The following is an 18,316-nucleotide window of genomic DNA, read 5'->3' as shown; positions in this document are numbered from 1 at the left end:
TCGGGTGTGATTATCGACTCGCTCGCCGCTCTGCCTGGCTATCTCCAGCATCGTTAATTCAAGCGTGGCACGGTCTAGTATGATGGCGCTCCTGTAGCTGGCTGTTAACTGGCTGATTTTAGATAACTCTATCAGATAACCAGAGTTCACGCGCGTAACCTGTTGATTACCGCGTCCATCCTCACTTTGGGCGTTACTGACTCGCCTTAATGCTCTCCCTGAGCTGCCTTACGTGCTCATCTCCGTCCTTGATGGAATCGAATAGCTCTTTCATTTCAGCATTGCGCGGGAAGGTGTAGCCCGTCCTGGCGTGTAGCTTTCTCTCCACCTCGTCGGCGCTACCCTCTGGCGCATTCCCCGATAACTCGTCTATCAGAGCGGACAACACCATTGTGTCGAACTTATCTTCTGACTGGTTCGCCGCCATCATCTTTTTGAGTGCGCTCAGCTTCTGCTTTGTGCTCATTGTTCTGGCTCCCATTTCACGCGGCGGGGGTCTCCTGGCGGGTAATTCTCCTGCCATGCCTCACCACCAGCACTACCAAAGGGGATGTAACTTTTGCTCACAATAACAATCTCCCCGGAGGCATCTGTATCAACGCCGTTAATAATCAGCCCGGTTATCCTGTTCTCCGGCGATAGCTGGCTAATCTTCGCTTTGATGTCATCGAGTGACTTACGAACGTTCATTGAGCATCTCCTCAACCTGCTTTTGCAGCTCTTCCAGCTCGCGCTTCATCTGGTCAATCTCTGCGACTCTGGCAGCGCTGGCGGCGGCATTGATGATGTGTGAGCCAATGTCGGGCGATACTTCCCCTTTCGATATGGCAGCCAGTACGGAAAGGCTAAATCTCGTCAGGTCGGTGGTATCGGCCAGAAACTCAACCGTGGGCATTGTGGCTTTGCTCACCGGGTCGCAACGGTCAGCCCATATCTTCAGGCAGGCCGTGTCTCCGCTCTTAATGCCTTCCTCGATAGCGGTCATGGCTTCAGGTGTTAACTCCATCAGCTTGCGCCGTATCTCCGCGCCTTTACCCGGCCTGCCGCTTGGGTTTCCAGACTGCCCCTTAGCCCATCTGGTAGGGTGCTTGCTCTGTTCTTTCCTGCTATCAGGCATGTGTAAATTCCTTTGTTGCCCCTACCGTTTTCTTTCTGCGTACTGTTCGCGGTCAGGGCTTTATCTATCTGAAATCTTCGCGTGTCAGGCCGCTGGCGCTCCCACTACGGCCTGTATTGTCCAGGCTATCTGGGGCCTTTTCTTGTGTAGTGAGCGTTTAGCGACCTGCCAAAAGCACTCTGCGGCTTCTCAGCCTCACCTGCCATCTTGTTTTCAATATGCCGGGATAGTCGCTGGTTATTCCTGTCCAGGATTGGCTGTAGCTGCTCTGGCGTAATTCCCTGGACGTTTATCTCCTGGGTAATCGGGGCGTGTACGGTGGTATTGCTCTGGTTGTTATTCACGTTCTGAAGGCCAGTTCCGTACCCAGGGCGGCTAAGAGTGGCATCGAGTGGTTTACCATTACGGAATGCCTCAATATTGGAAAGGCCGATGCGGTTAACGTCCGCCTTACTGAAAACGTATTCATCTTTGTGAACCATGCCCGCTACCTGATACTTACCGCCCGGCCCGGTATAGCCGCCGGATGAAAAGCCAACGGCAGCCGCGCCCGATATGCTGGATGTAATCGTCCCCATCAGTGCGGCAACCTGCGCCATTGCCGCCAGGTTAGCCGGGAACGGCAATCCCGCCAGCGCCTGCCCCATTGCCATCGGCAGTTGCAGAGCGGCCTGAGCCATTGCAAACGCCTTCTGTGTCATGAATGCCGCTTTATAGGCCGCCGACTGCTGGCCGAACATTGTGCCCATCGAGTCGGTAATCATCGAAAAAGAGTTTTGGGCAGACTGCGCTTCAGCTGCGTAAGTGGCTGTGCTGATGGTCTGCATATTCTGCGAGCCTTTCTTATGCAAATCTTCCAGCGCCTGCTGTCTTTGCTGCTCGTTCATCGTGGTGTTTTGGGTGATGAGCTTCTCCTGGCCATCCAGCCAGGTAGCGTAATCAGTCTGCGCCTGCTTCAGCTTCTGAATTATCTCAAGCTGCGGGTCTATCTGGAGGCCGATAAAGTTCATCCCCTGGCCGGAGAGGTCGGTATTGGTCGCCCCTGATTTGAGCGTGCCGCCAGCAGCATTCACGCCTGATATCACCGAGTCTGGCAGTATGGAGTTGCTGAACAAATCGCGTGACTGCTTACCTGCCTCATCCTTCGTCAGTTTTCCGATATCAACCATCTTTTGCAGCAGCTCCAGCCGCTTTTTAAGCGCATCGTTCTGACGCAGCTCTTTGGGGGCGATGTCCTCCATCATTTTGCGGTAGTCGTCCAGCGTGGCAGTCGCTTTAGTCGTCAGCTCAAGGCGCTGATATGCGGCGTCTATCTGCTTCGCCATAGCGGAGAGTGATTGCTGCTCCTGAGTAACCGGCAGCCCTTTGGCCTGGCGCTCCTGAATGGCTTTAATCTGCTCTTCGAACTTCAGGCGCTGCTGACTAACCGTTGACAGCTTATCTGCTGAGGAAAGCTGAGCCTGGTATGCTGCGTTCTGTTCGTTAATCTGGTTCAGCAGGCGCTGTCCTGCGTCCTCGGTATATTTCTGCTGCTTTCCGCTCCCGCTGGCTCCGGGGAAAAATGTTCCACCTTTACCCTGCGCAAAGCTAATCTGATTTCTCATGTCCGTTAAATGCTTTATAAAATCGCTACCACCTTTTTTCCCGGCGTCATCGATTCTTTTCCAAGCATCTTCTACCCATGACTGAATGCCATCTAAGTCTGAGTTGGCCTCTTTCGATACGGATTGGAAAACGTCTTTAATTTGATCAAAAGCATCGATAGGGTGCGACAAATCTATATCTTTAATCCCTTTCCAAAAGTCAATTTGACCTGCGACTGCCCTTCCAGCCGCCGCAAAAGCACCTGCTACAGTGACAGCGGCTTTAGCTACATTTTTCAGCCATCCTTCTAAAGTTTGTGAAACGGCACTGAGGTCAATTCCCTTTGCCGAAAACTCAATAACCTCACTGGTGAGGTCGCTTATTGTAGGCATTAATCCCGCGGCAATCTGAGTTTTCAGACCCTGCATCGCAGATGAGGCTAGCCATCCAACAGTTTCAAGCTCTTGCGCAGAACGGATAGTTTTCTCATCAAGAATAAGACCGAGTTTCTCAGCCATTGCAGACATTTCACCAATAGCCTTGCCTCCATTCTGAAACATTGGGATCAGCGCGGTGGCATCGTTAGCTATGGCTTCCATATAAAAGGTCATTTGTGCCTGTGACACATTGGCCTTTTGCAGGGTATCAACGTACAACTGCATGGCAGCCGGGCCGGAGAGGTTTTTGAACTGTTCCGCCGTCACCCCGACTTTTGGCGCTATAGTTTTGAAAAAGTCCTGTAACTCGCCTCCGCCAGTACTCAGAAAGTCGCCCACCTTGTCGTTAACATCCTTCATGATGTCAGAAAACTTTTCCTGAGAGATACCGGCAGCATTGGCAGCGATAGCATATTTTTGAAAGTCGGTTGTGGAAGCGTTAGCCAGCTTTGATAGGCGACTAATCTCAACGCCAGCTTCAGCAGTCTGTTTAATCATCGCAGCAAGCGCTGTACTTGCCGCAAGCGCACCGGTAGCAACAGCTAAGGTGAAAGCCGCTCCTAACCGACCCGCGGCGGCTATTGTTTTTTCCCCTCCGGTCGTTAATTTCGCCAGAGAGTCAGCCAGGCTATCGGCATTTCTTTTAGCCCCGGTGCTGTCGATCACAATAGCCAGGCGGGATGTTTGTTCTGTCATTGCTAAGCTCCAACCTGAGTTAGCGCCTTGTCCACTAGACTACGGACAATAGCGTTAAGCGTAGGGGCTACTCGCAACGGCGATTTATCCCTCTCCTGCTCCTGAAGACGCTTTATCACCTCCATTTGAGACGCAGTTAACAATACCGGTTTGAACTTAGGATTATGTGCCATCGCCTACCTCTTGTGTACGAATAATGCACATCCATATTATTTCATAAAACGCAATACATCAAACAATCGTTGCACAAAATGAAACGAAATAGACATTAAAAAACCCCGAAGATCGGGGTTTGATTTTTGGTCAATTTATTGCGCTGCGGTGGGAAATCTTTCTTTTAACTCGGCCAATCTTTTGGCGTCACGTTCTGTAAATTCTGAGTCCCCAAAGATGGGATTTCCTTGCGCATCATCTATCCTAACAACCGTCACGGTGAAGATAGCGTCTTCTGGGGCTTCTACCTTGCCCCAATCTGAAAACGTATTCGGCGCTAACTTCCATTCCGCTGATTCACCCGGTTCCAAACCACCAGATATTTGATAATTGAAGGTGTCGGTATACCAAGGAACCTCCCTGCCAGGGCTCGCTATTACTCCCTTAAAGTAAGCTCGGGAAACAGCTTTATCAGTCCCATTTTTTACTGATAAAGATATGATTGGTTGATCTCGGCCATACTGTTGCTTCTCGAAGTAAAATCGAGACTTTTTGACTTCAAAAGCTTTAAGTTGAGACAAGTTTTTAAGCGAATCGGCTTGTTTTTGTTCGAGTTCGACTATTTCCTGTTTGGCCTGCTCTTTTTCTTTCTTCTCTCGCTCTTTCTTAACAGTCGACGCATAGGAGATCACATCATCGGCCGTTTTCCCCGACAGGGACTCTTTTAGCTTACCTTCAACTAATGATGGATCGTTGGCTATACCTGCCTGCATTAAATCCTTCATACTCAACTGGCTGAATGCCACTACCTTGAGGGCCTCGTCAAAGGAAGCCCTCTTTTCTTCAGGTAATGACTCTCTTACTTTGTGAATCGAGGTCTTCATTGACTCATCAGTTGATGTGTCAATCTTAGGCTTATCGCACCCTGTCAAAATAAGAGCAATTATTATCGCTCCGATCGCCTTTTTCATCATTTTCTCCGTAAAAAGCATTCACAACAGCATACAAGAGAACACCATTCACATCATCCGTTACCGATACAAAACATCCCCTAAAATTTTGTAGTAGCCACGATTAAAGTATGCTCGATTACAAGCCATCAAAAGGCGGCGTCTGGTCGTAGTCCTCATAGCCCTGCGCTGGTGGCTGCTGCTGCGCACGCCGTAGCGCGTCGGTGGCCTGCCCCTGCTGCCCGGCTTTGCCGCCCGGGCGTACCGTTCTGGCGCTTATCACGCTGTCAGCCAGCACCTGATAGCCCTGCTGCGTGCCGCCGTCCTTTCCGGTCCACTGATTCAGCTGCATGTTGCCCGCCACGCTCACCAGCTCGCCCTTCTGGTGCTTCGCCAGCGCTTCGGCCTGCTTGCCAAAAGCAATTACGCCCAGCCAGAAGGTGGCTTCTCCGTTCTCCGCCGCATTGCAGGGCAGCGCCACCGCCAGTCTCGCCATTGTCATACTGGTTCCGCTGTTGGTCGTTCTGGTCTGAGGGTCGGCCACCAGCCGCCCGTATGCTGAAATTTGTGCCGTCATTTTTTGTCGCCCCTGTAATAGGCGGTGCTGTAATCCTCACCGGATGGGGTAAGCGCCTCCGAGCCCAGATAGACAACCTGACCATTCCCCGAAATATCTGGCTCAATAACGCCCGTTCCTGTTGGCACCAGTGGGTATAATTCTTCCGGTGTCGATAGGTCACCCCGTTTCTCGTCAAAAAACGAACACTCAGCCCAACCTGCTACTGGCGTATACCACTCATTGCCTTCTTCATCGCGGTAAAGCATCCACCACCCGGAAACTGCTGGGATAATGCGATTAACTTTGTGTAACTCACTCATGGCGATCTCCAATTTCTCTATATAGATATAAAAAAGTGTGCGGGTTATACGGGTTATCGGGTTATCTTAGCCTGCTAAGTATATTTTAATCAGCTTTATCAACCAGTTAGATCTTAAGCTGTTTGACATTTAAACAAATCGTAACCCGTAAAAGTAGTCGCGTAACCCGTTTTGCTCTCCCCCGTAACCCGTTTTTGATTGAGGCTCTGCCAGCCAGGTGAAAAATACTTTCGCAGCGTTACGGGTTATTTAGGGGATAAAACGGGTTATAACGGCCCTAAAACGGGTTACTCACGGGTTACGTGAATCCTTTAAAAACATACCATTAGCATTAAAAAGACACCTGTAACCCGTATAACCCGTTAATTTTTACCTCATGTGTGAATTTTAGTTTTCCTCTGAATCATCATCCTCTGGCTGATAGGTCAGGATGTAAAAGGTGTGCTGCTTCCCGCCGATGCGCTTTAACGCCTTGCGTTTGTATCTGTCCTGGCTGGACTCTAGCATCCCTGACTGCGCCAGAACCTTTGCGAACAGCTTCGGGTTAAAGTTTTGCGCTATCTCTTTTTCAAACGTTGCCGGGAAGGTGTAGAAAACAAACTTATCCCCGTCATTCTGGATGCTTCCCGTTCTGTATCCGGCCAGGTCTTTTATCGGCAGGTCGCGCGGACAGGGTTCAGGGTATGGCATATAGCGGCTGAATCCGTATGCGTTCAGAAATGCCTCGCACTGCTCGATAATCTGTTGGTGCTCTTTGTTTCCGGTGCCGAACTCGCGCAGCCACGCGTTGTAGCTGTGCTGTACCGCGTCACGGCTGGTCTGCGCATCCCAGCCGGTTATTTCGGCACTCAGTAACAAAGCGGCTTCCAGAATGGCGAACCGGGCGGCAACGCGGTGAACCTGTTCGCCGTAGTCGGCAGGTATCAGGCTGCGCCACCGGGCTTCACACTCTCTCACGGCCTCGGTGGCCTCCTGCTGGTGGTCAGCAAGCCACTTCACCCACTGACGACCGGCAGCGCCGTGGTGATTCTGGTAGGCCTCTTTGAGCGCGTCGGCGTGCCGCTTCCCGTTCTGGCATTCGTGAAAGTTAACGGCCTTGCTGAGCGGGATGTTAAGCAGGCGCACAAGCTGCCCGGCCTTTGTCTTTCTCCCGGATGCTGCGATGAATGTTTCTAAGTCCATTTCTCCGGTGCTGATTGCCACCGTGCGCCAGCGTTTTAAATCCCGGTTGCCGCCTTCCTTCGCGCCCTGCAACTTACCGACGCCGTTAAAGAGCGCATAGGCAGACTGTGACACGCTAATCGGATCTGAGCCTTGTCCTACTTCGTCCAGGGGCATTAGTCCGTCATTGTGTGCTGCGGCTTCGTTTGCCAGCCCCAGCGCCGTGCCGTACCACGTCAGGCGCAATAAGTCCGGGTTGCCGTACAGGCTGCTGGCAACGTTCGCCGTGGTGGTCTTGCCCGCGCTCGACTGCTCATAGAAATGGATGCCGAATCCGTCAGCGCCAGCCAGCCCAATCAGCGGCGCGGACAGTGCGGCGGCGGTCGCTGTCATCATGGAGTAATTGCCGGCGGCCAGGTGCGCAACGCTGCTGCGCCAGCTCTCAGCGGTGCCCTTAACGGTATATCCGGCAGCGGCAGAGCTGCGGCCACGGAACAGCACCGGTCGTTCCGGTGTACCGATAACCTCACCGTCCGGCATGATGTACGCCCCGCACTGCCAGCCCGTCGCGTCGGAAACGCGCCACAGCTCCCGCGCGCCGCTGCGCTGTAGCCAGTCGGCCAGGATCGCCCGCAGACTGCTTTTGGTGGTGACGTTAATCCCACCGGCCTTCAGCGTTCGCCAGCCCTCGCGTTCCCCGATATCGGCCAGGGGAATAGCAGCCGTTGTCAGCGCAGCAGCGCCAAATGCCTGCCAGCGGATAATCAGGTACTGGTCTTTATCGTCCCGCCCGGTACCGACCACCTCCAGCGCTGAACAGAGCCATGCTTCTTGGTTGATTATCTCCCCGGTGCCCTGATCGGCCTTCGGTGTAACCCAGAAAACGCCGTCCTCCCTACTTTCAATGCGAGGCTTGAGAGGATCCTTCTCTGGCTGGCCGGATTTACCGCCCTCAATGGCCTGTAGCTGCGGCTTCACGCTTTCCCCCTGCGGTTGATACATCGAATCGTTAAAGGCTGCTGTAGCGGCTGCCAGCCCATGCTGCTGGTGGTAGTCGTTCCAGTCGGCTTTGTGGTCGCCCGGCGGCATCGTCACCCATCCACCCACGGCCTGCGCCGCCTTAATCGCTGCCAGCTCCCCGGTGTTTGGCTCGTCGTCGTGCCAGTCGTTATCTGCGGCAATGACAATCTGTGCCTGTGGGTACTTCCGGCGCATAATCTTAGCGACGTGTTGCAGGTTGCCCGCGTCGATTGCGGCCACCGCCAGCGCGTCAGGGTTAATTAAGTGACACGTCAGGGCGGTAGCCAGTCCCTCGCCAATGACTACCGTCTCCGGCTGTTCTGGTGCGTTAACGGCGTGGAATGCCCCTCGTTTTGCCGATCCCTTCAGGAGACGCTTTTCACCCTGTGTGGTGATGGTCTGCCCCGCTACGACTGCGCCGGAGTCGTCCACCAGCGGCAAAAGTAACGATCCATTCGGCAGGATGGGGAAGGTGAAGCCGTTCAGCCCTTTGGCAATCAGGTATTCAGATTCTCCCGGTACCGCCTTCTGGCGCGTTTCATCGTACAGCCGGGCAAACGCATCCCGGCGCTGCGCTGCGTCCTCTGCCGCCTGTTGCTGGCGTTCCTGCCCCCGGTGCTGCCGTTCGGCCTCCGCCTGCTCCCGCCTCTGGCTGCCTGTTTTCTGGTCTGTTTCCGCTGCCCGGTAATCAATACCCAGCACCCCGGCGGCAAGCTGTGCCGCCTCGGTGGTGTCGCAGTTGTTAACCCGCTTAATTAAATCCAGCCCGTCACCTGCGCCGCACTGGTTGCAGATAAAGCTACCGCGCCCGTTGTCGTCGAAACGAAAGCGATCCGCGCCGCCACACGCGGGGCATGGGGCGTGTTTACGTGGTGAATCAGGAACGTCGATATACAGTCCAGCCAGCACCTGCGGCCATTGTCCTGCGGCGGTGTGGGTAACTTCGCGGATAAAGTCGATATTACGCATGTTCACCCCCGGCGATCGTTGCGCCCATGTCGTTAACCATGCTGCCCCATATCTCAATGCCGGTATCAGTCAGGCCGCCCGCATTCACGCAGCGGGAAAGGAAGGTCACGCCGACAGATTCCCATCTGCCAGCCGGATAGTGGCCCTTCAGTGCCTCCAGCGCGTATCCGTCCACCAGGTCACGCATTCCCTTTACGCCGCCCAGAATGTTCACCCGGACAGACTCGCCGCCCGCATCAATCATGAAATACTCGCCGCCGCTGGTGGCGGTGACGTGGTTATACAGTGCCGCTGCGTACTGGTTCGCCAGCGCGTTAAGTCGAAAGTTTTTAGTAATCACGCGGCCCCCTCAGTGCGTTGTCGGCTTTGGTGGCATCCCATCGTGGTTAAGGGTGCGGATAAAATCATCATGATGTGCTGAAAGCATTGCTGAGGCGCTTTCGGACAGCCTCATTACCCCTTCAGGCACCTCAACCATCGCCATGTAAACTTCAATCGCCAGCTGGTTACCTGCCTCGCCGTAATGCTCCAGCGCCAGCGCTTCGATATGATTCGCCAGGGTCAGCCTTTCAGCTCTGGGGAAAATCGTCATCGCACCGTTTTGGCCTGCGTAAATGGCAGCAGTTTTTAGCTCACCATCCAGATTAACGGCCTCCGTCGTGCCGTTTTTCGCCATCTGCTCGATAATGAATACCGCGGCCACTAACCAGCGCCGCATCAGCAGTTCCAGCTCTTCAGATGGGGTGTAATACCCTTTATCCATTGCGGCCAATAGCGCCTGAACCATCGCCATACCGCTGCTTAAATCTTCGTCGTAAGCGCCGTTATCAAGCTGCCTGATTGCTGTGGAGTAACCCACCATGCGTACATACTGATAAACGCCATCGGCGTTCATTTCCATGACGTTAATCCCGTCAGGAGTGGCCTCAGCATGGGTTTGCCTTGCCTCCAGCGAAGTGCCGGGGAACGCGATTAAATTGCTCATTGGCAGTCCTCCAGTGCGCGGGTAGCAACATCCTCAGCGGCACCAATCAGCTCCAGCATCAGCCCTTTTTCATCTTCGGTACTGGTGAGCCACTGCGCGGCCTTCAGCAGCGCCGTTATCTTCGTCAGCGCATCCTGCGCCGCCAGGTCGCGTTCGGTTTTAGATTCGTTCTTCATGCCTTGCCTCCTGAGCGTTTCAGCGCATCCATCGCGCACAATTCCCCCTCTGCGGCGTCCATTACGTCGGGTATGCCTTCCAGCAGGGTGAGTAATCCACCCAACAGATTTGCGGTACGGTCGTCATTTGCTGTTGCTTCCAGCCAGAGGGAAAGCATTTCCTGCGCCTGCTGAATGCGGCACTTAGCGTCAGAAAGAGATACCGGACTCATGCTTTGCCCCCGCGCTGTGCCTGTTCCTCAATGAGCCAGGAAGCCAAACTCCCCGTAAGACGCTGTAACAGTGACGCCATAGCAGTAATCTCGCTGTCTTCAAAGCGGTGGGGATAGCTTTCCATCAGTCGGCAGATAGTTTCTGCCTGGCAGGCGCGTTCTGCTGCCTGCTCAAGGGTGATTTCATGGCTCATGCTGCCACCTCCTGAACTCGGGTAATGCGAATGTGAGAAAGCCCTTCACGCTGGGCCTGTAGCATTGCGTGGGCCTTAGCTGCTTTGGTGTCTGAGGATGTGATTTCGTAGCGGAGACCGACGGTCAGGCCGCGCCTGTTGACGCCGTAACCAGTGATGCGGAAGTAGTTACGCATGGGCCACCTCCGGCAACTGGTTACACTGCATGGTGCTGTAAAGGTCGCGCGTAGCCACTGACAGCATTTCTGCCAGCGCAGCCAGATAGTCATCACGGCTATCCGATTCGGTGCCGACGATATCAGCCATCAGGTCGATAATCGCAATCAGGTGGTTAATGCGCTCCAGCGGGTCATAAGGGAGGTCGTATGTTTTAAGCATGAGCCACCTCCACACGGATGCGTCCAGCGAAAAAACAGACGTGATCCCGTGCCAGTGAGCGGCGAGCTTCGTGCTCTGACGATGCTGCGATGTGGTGAATTTTTGCGGAAATTGTCGGCATATCGCGTCGAACTGCTGCGATAATCCAGATAAATTGCGTTTTTTGGGTAGGGTTGGTAGCCATGATGGCAGCCTCCGATGAGTGATGTTAGTCACCACCGGAGTTCCTACACTCTGATTGGTGGTGACGCTAACAGGGGTAGGAATACCGGCCTCATCGGATACCGGCCAGCCCGAAGGCTGCCCTGCCAGCGCCACCATTGATACTTTACGGATATAACCGCGAAATTGGGGTGTGCGATAGCCCGACACAAAAAAAGACGCAATTGGCGTCTGTGTCGCCGACGAGAATACCGGGTTCCTACGCCCGGCACCAGATTTTGCTGATGCGCTATAACCATAGACCGGGACGCCAGCAGTCCGCAAGCCCTTTTTTATGGACTCAAGAAATTCATCTTCGCGCGCGCGTACTGCGCCGAAAACTTCCGCGCGCATACTGTTGCAGGAACTCATCATGCAATCACCTCGACAGTCAGCCCGACGGCGCTATACCCCTGTACGCGTACACCATCAACCCGGTGACGTTTCTTCGTCAGCAGGGGGATGTGGTCGGCGTAGACGTGCTGCCATTTCCCATCGAGAGCCACCCGTTTAAACCACGGATGCGGCTTCGTCATGGTCTGGACAACAGGCGCGGAAGCCTTGCGCAGCGCGGGTTCTGCTGTGCATACCTCTTTATCATTCCCCGTTACACGGTATAGCCAGATGCTGGACTGCTTCCCCGTCAGCTTACGGGTGCGTACCGGCACATAACCGGTCTTGCGCATCGCCTGGCTAAATGCGGCGTCATTCGGGTAATACCGGCGGCGCAGCTCTGTAGGTACAGAAACGGCAAAGGTGCGTTTCGTCGGGTACTCCTGCCACTGGTCTACCATCGACAGGGGCAGCCCGTTAACGTCGGGTTCGATATGAGGCTTGTCAGGATGGCCCTTAGTTGAACTGAGGTTCATTGTTTTGCGGCCAGCCAGTGGCAAGCCCTTACTCTGGACGGCATTCATTGCGCCACCTCCGTAAACTCCTTCAGGAAGCGCTCTACGGGCTGTACGCAGGGGAACTGGTAGCCCTTACGGTAGAACGTCACGCGGTTGTGCCCCACAGATACAACGCTCACTACCTGCCCGTGAGCGTCTCGGTAGGTGCGATCCGGGATGGGTAAGCTGGTGGGCTTAGTCATGAGACACCTCCAGACGCTTTGCCAGCCAACGCTGAGAGAGGCGGGTTAGTTCCGATTTGCGCTGGTCGTACTCCATACCCATATCAATCAGCGTGATGTTGGTTCCCTCCAGATAGCTGAGGTGCTCAAGCTGCCCGGCGTTCATGCTATCGCGCGGCTCACCGGCAATTCCGTTCACCTGCGCCCACTGCTTTGCCGTCATTCCGCCCAGGACGATACGGGCAATCATGTTGCTCTCGTTGCTGTAATGCCGGGTTTGAGTCTCTTTCCCCAGCTCTGCGCGGGCAGCCTCCAGAGCGGCGCACATCGGCTTAAAGAGGTTGGCGGCACCAATGCGGGCCCTGAGCTGGCGGCGGTACTTAGCGGCAATTTCCGGCGCACTGAGGCTTAGCGCTTCCTCGCACTGGATAAAGTAGCGGCGAACGGCGCGGCCCTGTTCGTTGCGCTCGACCATTGCCACTTCCTTTGCCATATCCAGCGACAGCAGATAGTCATGCTCTACCTGTTGCCGGTTTTTTGTGCTCGCCCGTTTTGGCGTGCTCAAATTTTCAACACGGATAAAATCGGTTCCTGCGATAAATCCGTAACGGTCAATGCGCCCTTTAATCCAGTTCGTGAAGTCACGGCCAACACCTAACGCTTTATGTAACGCTCTGGCGCTTGCAATATTGGTTTCACGACCGCCAATCTGGCCGGAAATAACAGGAACAATTGCGGCAAAGTCATTACTGGAAATGTCGCTCTGGCTGGCTTTAGATTGAGCGATGCCCTGACCGGTTAAGGTCATATTTTCAATTTTCATTTTGTCTGCTCCGTTATGCGGCGGTGAAGTTGTCCGGGTAGAGGTTCAGAATGTCGGTAATGTCCTGCGCAGAAAGGCCTTGGTGCTGATTAATGGCGGCCATATGATTGACGTATTGGATAACCTTCAGAACGTCAGCGCGGCAGGCGAATCGGTAGCGCAGATGTGCGCCGATACCATCCGGGTTCTTTTCTTGGATACGTTCAAGATTAATATCCAGCGCACGGATTAACTCAGTTGCGTAATTCCTTCCTGACGAGAGGCGGCACTGGTGCAGGATGTCGTTTTCAGTCCATCCCTCTACGCCGGTGCGCAGCATATAGACGCGGGCGCGATGCTTCTTCGGGGTGCGGCGTGGTGCTTGAACGGTGCGTGCTGGTGGCGTAACATCAGATCCGCGAGTATCTGAGTTAGCCGCCTGCTGTACGGGGCGGTTTTCTTTTTCCATCAGGCCACCTCACCGCGCGATTCAGCGATTCGTTGATTAATCCACTCGTCAACTTCACTTTCTACGAACGCTATTGAGCGAGAACCGATTTTAACGGGCTGCGGAAAACGCTGCTGTGCAATGAGTTTGTAAAGCCATGACCTGCCATAGCCGGTACGATCTAGTGCTTCTGAAAAGCGTATTAACTTCTTTGGTTGAGTCATATAAATAACGCCTTATGCTGCGGGCACAACAAAAGAACCTAACCATCAAATGGCAGGTTTATTGTTGATTCCAAATTATAGGTACGACAAAAGCCACAACATGCATGCATGTGTGGTTAATGAGATTTCAAGACCGGATTTTACAGATACAACAAGTTACGTTTCCCCTCAGATTCTGAGGCTTTATTTTTTAAAGAGAATGACTTTTAAAAAGTGCTCACAGGAAAATACGCTCTTATATTTTCCAAAAGCATGACTATAAAAAAATAATTTTTATTAAAAAATGTTTTCGTATAGATGAGTCAAAACTTATTCAGCCACAGCCAAAATTTTAAAAGGGCACGTTAGTAAATCACTATATGAGCGCACATGGTGATGCGCTTGTGGTGTGTGCCCCCGTCTTCGGTAGGCGGCTGATTTTTAAAGAGCACAGTTCCATCACGACACTAGGTCAATCACTCGCTTTAACAGCGAGCCGCTCACAGCCAACTTATGAATATTTCAAGGATTTCGCCCTTTTTCAGGGCCAAAGTCCTGTGTATTCACAGGGCCGTGTTATTAAAGAGCATTAAACGTCCACTAAGGTGCAATATAGATCACTACTGTTTGCATGTCCAGTGCGTTATGCTCGCTTTTCAAACAATCCATGCACCACCTTCCCGCCGTTCTCCAGCGCCTCCATATAGTCGGCATACCATTGAAGCATTTCCCGGCGGCCGTCGAGATACTGCGCATGGTTGTAGGTGCCACGAATGGAGTTCTTATCGACGTGCGCCAGCTGCGTTTCAATCCACGCGGTGTTATACCCCTGCTCGTGCAGAATGGTGCTCATGGTATGGCGGAAGCCGTGGCCCGTGACTTTTCCGTGATAACCAATACGCTTAAAGACTTGGTTTATGCTGGCTTCGCTCATTGTTTTGCGCGGGTCGTTCCGGCCAGGAAATATCAATGGGTAATTGCCGGTCAGCTCCTTGATTTGCCCGATAAGAGTTAAAGCCTGGCTAGATAGCGGCACCACGTGAGGCCTGCGCATCTTCATCCGTTCAGCAGGTATTTCCCAAGTGGCTTTGGCTAAATCAATTTCACTCCATAGGGAGCCGCGTAGCTCTCCAGTTCGTAATCCAGTGATGATTAGCAGCCGGGCCGCCATTACCACCAGCTGACTGCCAGAATAACCAGATAACGCGTGGAAGAAGTCGGGTAACTCCTTAGCTGTAAGAAATGGATAATGACTCGACTCGTGGCCTTGCATTGCGCTGGTTAGGTCGGGAGCAGGATTATACTCAGCGCGGCCAGTCACGATAGCATAACGAAAAACTTCACCGCAGCGCTGTCTGACCTTCTTTGCCTTCTCTGTCGCGCCCCTCCCCTCCATACGGCGAAGCACATTAAGCAGCTCCAGCGGTTTTATTTCAGCTATTGGCTTTTTGCCTATGTACGGAAAGACATCCTTATTGAAGGCCTCCATGATGTCGGAGGCATATCCAGCAGACCATTTTTTTAACTTGCTGCTATGCCACTCACAGGCGATCTCCTGAAAGGTGTTTTTTGTTTGTGCCTCCAGGGTCGCTTTCTTCTCTCGTTTCGTTTCATTGGGATCGGTACCCCCAGCGATACCCCTTTTTGCTTCATCACGTTTAGCCCGGGCATCTGCCAAAGTTACGTCGGGGTACACTCCCAGAGCTAATAGCTTCTCTTTCCCGGCAATCCGATACTTGAGCCGCCAGTAACGCCCACCGTTAGGTTTAACGAGAAGGTAAAGACCGCCACCATCTGCCAGCTTATATGGCTTTTCCTGTGGTTTAGCAGTCTCAACCTGGCGCGCATTAAGTTTCATCTGGGGGTACCTCAGCATGACCGAACAGCAAATACCCCCATAAGTACCCCCAAAAAAGTGTAGATTTTGAGATACGCCAGTAGACGTTGAGAGACTAAAGAGAGCGACAAATGCTGATTATAAGGGGTTTTAGTGGACTTGAGTAGACTTCAGGAGATATTTGAATGGTGCCGATAATAGGAGTCGAACCTACGACCTTCGCATTACGAATGCGCTGCTCTACCAACTGAGCTATATCGGCTTTGGGGAAGCGGTGCTGCTGTGGCCTAGAAGGTTAAAACTCTGCGGGTGATACGTCAATGCCTTTGATATCAAACGGCTACTTTTGCATCACCCGCAGGTCAATTACGCGCGGATCGTGTCGTTACCGAAGCCAATCCACTTGTAGGTAGTCAGCGCCTCCAGGCCCATCGGGCCGCGGGCGTGCAGCTTCTGGGTGCTGACCGCTACCTCGGCGCCGAGGCCGAACTGGGCGCCGTCGGTGAAGCGGGTGGAAGCGTTGACGTACACCGCGGAGGAATCCACTTCGTTGACGAAGCGGTCGGCGTTGCGCAGGGTGCGGGTCAGGATGGCGTCCGAATGCTGGGTGCCGTGCTCGCGGATGTGGGCGATGGCGCCGTCCAGGTCGTCCACCAGCTTGACGTTGAGATCCAGCGACAGGTATTCGTCGTCGTACTGCTCCGGTTCGACCAGCACCACCTCAGCCGGGCCGCTGGGCAGCTGGGTGATGGCGTTCTCGTCGGCGTGCAGGGTGACGCCCGCATCGGCCATGCGCTGGCTCAGCGCGGGCAGGAAGCTGTCGGCGATGTCCTTGTGCACCAGCAGCGTCTCCAGGGTGTTGCAGGTGCTGGGGCGCTGGGTCTTGGCGTTGACGATGATGTTCAGCGCCGGCTCAATTTCCGCCGAGGCGTCGACGAAGGTGTGGCAGACGCCGATGCCGCCGGTGATCACCGGGATGGTGGACTCTTCGCGGCACAGCTTGTGCAGCCCGGCGCCGCCGCGCGGGATCAGCATGTCGATGTACTTGTCCATTTTGAGCATTTCGCCCACCAGCGCGCGGTCCGGGCTTTCGATGGCCTGGACGGCGCCGGCGGGCAGGCCGCACGCTTCCAGCGCCTGCTGGATCACTTTCACGGTGGCGGCGTTGGTGCGGCAGGTCTCTTTGCCGCCGCGCAGGATGGCGGCGTTGCCGGTTTTAAGGCACAGGGCGGCGACGTCAAGGGTAACGTTGGGGCGCGCCTCGTAGATAACGCCGACCACGCCGAGGGGCACCCGGCGGCGTTCGATGCGCAGGCCGCTGTCGAGAAGTCCGCCGTCAATCACCTGGCCGACCGGATCGGCGAGGCTGCAGACCTGGCGCACGTCGCCGGCGATGGCGCTCAGGCGCTCCGGCGTCAGGGTGAGCCTGTCGAGCAGCGCTTCGCTCAGGCCGGCGGCGCGGGCTTCTTCGAGGTCGAGATCGTTGGCCTGCAGGATGGCGTCGCTCTGCGCCTCGAGCAAGTCGGCAATTGTTTCCAGTACCTGATTCTTCTCCCGGCTGGAGAGGAGCGCCAGCGTATACGATGCTGCCCTGGCGGCAGCGCCCATCTGTTCAAGCATGTCTGGTTCCTTAGCGGGTGATCATATCGTCGCGGTGGACGGCAACCGGGCCGTATTCGTAGCCGAGAATGGCGTCAATCTGCTGCGAGTGCTGCCCGGCGATGCGCCTGAGGGCGTCGCTGTTGTAGCGGCTGACGCCGTGGGCGATGTCGCGTCCGTCAAGATCGCGAATGCGGATCACTTCACCACGGGAGAAGTTGCCTGTCACGCTTTTAATTCCTTTTGGAAGCAGCGAGCTGCCCCTTTCCAGAATCGCGGTGGTGGCGCCTTCGTCAACGGCAAGTTCCCCCGCCGGCGGCGCGCCGAAGATCCAGCGCTTGCGGGTCTCCAGCGGCGAGGCCTGGGCGTGGAAGCGGGTGCCGACGGAGATGCCCTCCATCACGTCGCCGATGACGCCGGGGCGGCTGCCGGCGGCGATGATGGTGTCGATGCCCGCCCGGCAGGCGACGTCGGCGGCCTGCAGCTTGGTGCCCATGCCGCCGGTGCCGAGGCCGGAGACGCTGTCGCCGGCGATGGCGCGCAGGGCGTCGTCGATACCGTGAACATCCTGGATCAGTTCGGCCTGCGGGTTGCTGCGCGGATCGGCGGTGAACAGCCCCTGCTGGTCGGTGAGCAGCAGCAGCTTGTCGGCCCCGGCGAGGATCGCCGCCAGCGCCGAGAGGTTATCATTGTCGCCGACCTTGATTTCGCTGGTGGCGACGGCGTCGTTTTCATTGATCACCGGCACAATATGGTTGTCCAGCAGCGCGCGCAGCATGTCGCGGGCGTTGAGGAAGCGCTCCCTGTCCTCCATATCGGCGCGGGTCAGCAGCATCTGGCCAACGTGAATGCCGTAGATGGAGAAGAGCTGTTCCCAGAGCTGGATCAGGCGGCTCTGGCCCACGGCGGCCAGCAGCTGCTTGGAGGCGATGGTGGCAGGCAGTTCCGGGTAGCCCAGATGCTCGCGCCCGGCGGCAATAGCGCCGGAGGTCACAATCACAATCCGGTGTCCGGCGGCGTGCAGCTGGGCGCACTGGCGGACAAGTTCAACGATATGGGCGCGGTTGAGGCGGCGCGATCCCCCGGTTAATACGCTGGTACCCAGTTTGATGACCAGCGTCTGGCTGTCACTCATGATTCTCTGCCATTTAAGAATAAGAAAAAGACGTTTTAGCAGGAGTCAGGCCGCTTGCCAACTGCGGCAGCGGCCTGCGGGACAAATTGTTGCAATAAGGCCAGGGAA

23 protein-coding genes and 1 tRNA gene are annotated in these 18,316 nt (G+C 54.9%); all 24 read right to left on the bottom strand.

The genetic code is table 11. From position 1 onward, the window contains the following. Window positions 1–193 precede the first annotated feature (193 nt). The 24 genes from ENGE1_RS23255 to proB all read right to left on the bottom strand — a co-directional run bounded on the left by ENGE1_RS23255 (window position 194) and on the right by proB (window position 18,208). Entirely contained in the window at window positions 194–466 is a 273-nt protein-coding gene (locus tag ENGE1_RS23255; protein WP_064360805.1) for a hypothetical protein, read from the bottom strand. Further along, window positions 463–690, bottom strand: a complete 228-nt coding sequence (locus ENGE1_RS23250; RefSeq protein ID WP_064360804.1) for a hypothetical protein — start codon at window positions 688–690, stop codon at window positions 463–465. Before ENGE1_RS23250 ends, ENGE1_RS23255 begins: the two co-directional genes overlap by 4 nt. Continuing rightward, window positions 677–1,117: a DUF5681 domain-containing protein gene (locus tag ENGE1_RS23245; protein ID WP_064360803.1), complete on the bottom strand. Its 441-nt coding sequence runs from the start codon at window positions 1,115–1,117 to the stop codon at window positions 677–679. Before ENGE1_RS23245 ends, ENGE1_RS23250 begins: the two co-directional genes overlap by 14 nt. 125 nt (window positions 1,118–1,242) lie before the next feature. Continuing rightward, entirely contained in the window at window positions 1,243–3,834 is a 2,592-nt protein-coding gene (locus tag ENGE1_RS23240; protein ID WP_064360802.1) for a phage tail tape measure protein, read from the bottom strand. A gap of 308 nt (window positions 3,835–4,142) precedes the next feature. Continuing rightward, complete coding sequence (locus tag ENGE1_RS23235; protein WP_064360808.1) at window positions 4,143–4,958, bottom strand: DUF6694 family lipoprotein; 816 nt, start codon at window positions 4,956–4,958, stop codon at window positions 4,143–4,145. Between the two features lie 118 nt (window positions 4,959–5,076). After that, window positions 5,077–5,514: a single-stranded DNA-binding protein gene (locus tag ENGE1_RS23230; RefSeq protein ID WP_064360801.1), complete on the bottom strand. Its 438-nt coding sequence runs from the start codon at window positions 5,512–5,514 to the stop codon at window positions 5,077–5,079. Further along, window positions 5,511–5,816: a hypothetical protein gene (locus ENGE1_RS28690; RefSeq protein WP_071883285.1), complete on the bottom strand. Its 306-nt coding sequence runs from the start codon at window positions 5,814–5,816 to the stop codon at window positions 5,511–5,513. Before ENGE1_RS28690 ends, ENGE1_RS23230 begins: the two co-directional genes overlap by 4 nt. A 387-nt stretch (window positions 5,817–6,203) precedes the next feature. Continuing rightward, window positions 6,204–8,966, bottom strand: a complete 2,763-nt coding sequence (locus tag ENGE1_RS23225) for a TOPRIM and DUF927 domain-containing protein (protein ID WP_064360800.1) — start codon at window positions 8,964–8,966, stop codon at window positions 6,204–6,206. After that, window positions 8,959–9,306 (bottom strand): hypothetical protein, encoded by a 348-nt coding sequence (locus ENGE1_RS23220; protein WP_064360799.1) that lies wholly within the window; start codon window positions 9,304–9,306, stop codon window positions 8,959–8,961. The genes ENGE1_RS23225 and ENGE1_RS23220 overlap by 8 nt, the downstream gene beginning before the upstream one ends. 9 nt (window positions 9,307–9,315) lie before the next feature. After that, window positions 9,316–9,951, bottom strand: coding sequence for a hypothetical protein (locus tag ENGE1_RS23215; RefSeq protein ID WP_064360798.1), 636 nt, complete (start codon window positions 9,949–9,951; stop codon window positions 9,316–9,318). Then, window positions 9,948–10,127 (bottom strand): hypothetical protein, encoded by a 180-nt coding sequence (locus ENGE1_RS23210; RefSeq protein WP_064360797.1) that lies wholly within the window; start codon window positions 10,125–10,127, stop codon window positions 9,948–9,950. The genes ENGE1_RS23215 and ENGE1_RS23210 overlap by 4 nt, the downstream gene beginning before the upstream one ends. Then, window positions 10,124–10,339 carry a hypothetical protein gene (locus tag ENGE1_RS23205; RefSeq protein ID WP_064360796.1) on the bottom strand — a complete coding sequence of 72 codons (216 nt, stop codon included), beginning with the start codon at window positions 10,337–10,339 and terminating at the stop codon, window positions 10,124–10,126. The genes ENGE1_RS23210 and ENGE1_RS23205 overlap by 4 nt, the downstream gene beginning before the upstream one ends. Continuing rightward, entirely contained in the window at window positions 10,336–10,533 is a 198-nt protein-coding gene (locus tag ENGE1_RS23200) for a hypothetical protein (RefSeq protein ID WP_043081281.1), read from the bottom strand. The genes ENGE1_RS23205 and ENGE1_RS23200 overlap by 4 nt, the downstream gene beginning before the upstream one ends. After that, window positions 10,530–10,709, bottom strand: coding sequence for a hypothetical protein (locus ENGE1_RS23195; protein ID WP_043081280.1), 180 nt, complete (start codon window positions 10,707–10,709; stop codon window positions 10,530–10,532). Before ENGE1_RS23195 ends, ENGE1_RS23200 begins: the two co-directional genes overlap by 4 nt. Further along, window positions 10,702–11,487, bottom strand: a complete 786-nt coding sequence (locus tag ENGE1_RS29585) for an ash family protein (protein WP_080732630.1) — start codon at window positions 11,485–11,487, stop codon at window positions 10,702–10,704. Before ENGE1_RS29585 ends, ENGE1_RS23195 begins: the two co-directional genes overlap by 8 nt. Beyond that, window positions 11,484–12,029, bottom strand: coding sequence for a hypothetical protein (locus ENGE1_RS23185; RefSeq protein WP_073971337.1), 546 nt, complete (start codon window positions 12,027–12,029; stop codon window positions 11,484–11,486). The genes ENGE1_RS29585 and ENGE1_RS23185 overlap by 4 nt, the downstream gene beginning before the upstream one ends. Then, the gene (locus ENGE1_RS23180) at window positions 12,026–12,205 is read right to left on the bottom strand and encodes a DUF4222 domain-containing protein (RefSeq protein ID WP_064360795.1); all 180 of its coding nucleotides are present in this window, start codon (window positions 12,203–12,205) and stop codon (window positions 12,026–12,028) included. The genes ENGE1_RS23185 and ENGE1_RS23180 overlap by 4 nt, the downstream gene beginning before the upstream one ends. Next, window positions 12,198–12,992 carry an antA/AntB antirepressor family protein gene (locus ENGE1_RS23175; protein ID WP_255265525.1) on the bottom strand — a complete coding sequence of 265 codons (795 nt, stop codon included), beginning with the start codon at window positions 12,990–12,992 and terminating at the stop codon, window positions 12,198–12,200. The genes ENGE1_RS23180 and ENGE1_RS23175 overlap by 8 nt, the downstream gene beginning before the upstream one ends. A gap of 28 nt (window positions 12,993–13,020) precedes the next feature. Beyond that, a complete protein-coding gene (locus ENGE1_RS23170) occupies window positions 13,021–13,455 on the bottom strand; it encodes a hypothetical protein (protein WP_064360793.1) in 435 nt (144 codons plus the stop codon). After that, the gene (locus ENGE1_RS27350) at window positions 13,455–13,658 is read right to left on the bottom strand and encodes a helix-turn-helix transcriptional regulator (RefSeq protein ID WP_073971336.1); all 204 of its coding nucleotides are present in this window, start codon (window positions 13,656–13,658) and stop codon (window positions 13,455–13,457) included. The genes ENGE1_RS23170 and ENGE1_RS27350 overlap by 1 nt, the downstream gene beginning before the upstream one ends. A gap of 622 nt (window positions 13,659–14,280) precedes the next feature. Next, window positions 14,281–15,495, bottom strand: coding sequence for a tyrosine-type recombinase/integrase (locus ENGE1_RS23165; RefSeq protein ID WP_064360806.1), 1,215 nt, complete (start codon window positions 15,493–15,495; stop codon window positions 14,281–14,283). Between the two features lie 165 nt (window positions 15,496–15,660). Continuing rightward, a tRNA-Thr gene (locus ENGE1_RS23160) sits at window positions 15,661–15,736 on the bottom strand. A 104-nt stretch (window positions 15,737–15,840) separates the two neighbouring features. Next, entirely contained in the window at window positions 15,841–17,094 is a 1,254-nt protein-coding gene (proA, locus tag ENGE1_RS23155) for a glutamate-5-semialdehyde dehydrogenase (protein ID WP_043085809.1), read from the bottom strand. A 10-nt stretch (window positions 17,095–17,104) separates the two neighbouring features. Continuing rightward, window positions 17,105–18,208, bottom strand: a complete 1,104-nt coding sequence (gene proB / locus ENGE1_RS23150) for a glutamate 5-kinase (RefSeq protein WP_043085811.1) — start codon at window positions 18,206–18,208, stop codon at window positions 17,105–17,107. Window positions 18,209–18,316 lie beyond the last annotated feature (108 nt).

Origin of the sequence: Pluralibacter gergoviae ATCC 33028 = NBRC 105706, from assembly GCF_001598855.1 — a bacterium.
GTDB lineage: Bacteria > Pseudomonadota > Gammaproteobacteria > Enterobacterales > Enterobacteriaceae > Pluralibacter > Pluralibacter gergoviae.
This window is presented reverse-complemented; position numbering and strand designations above follow the sequence as displayed.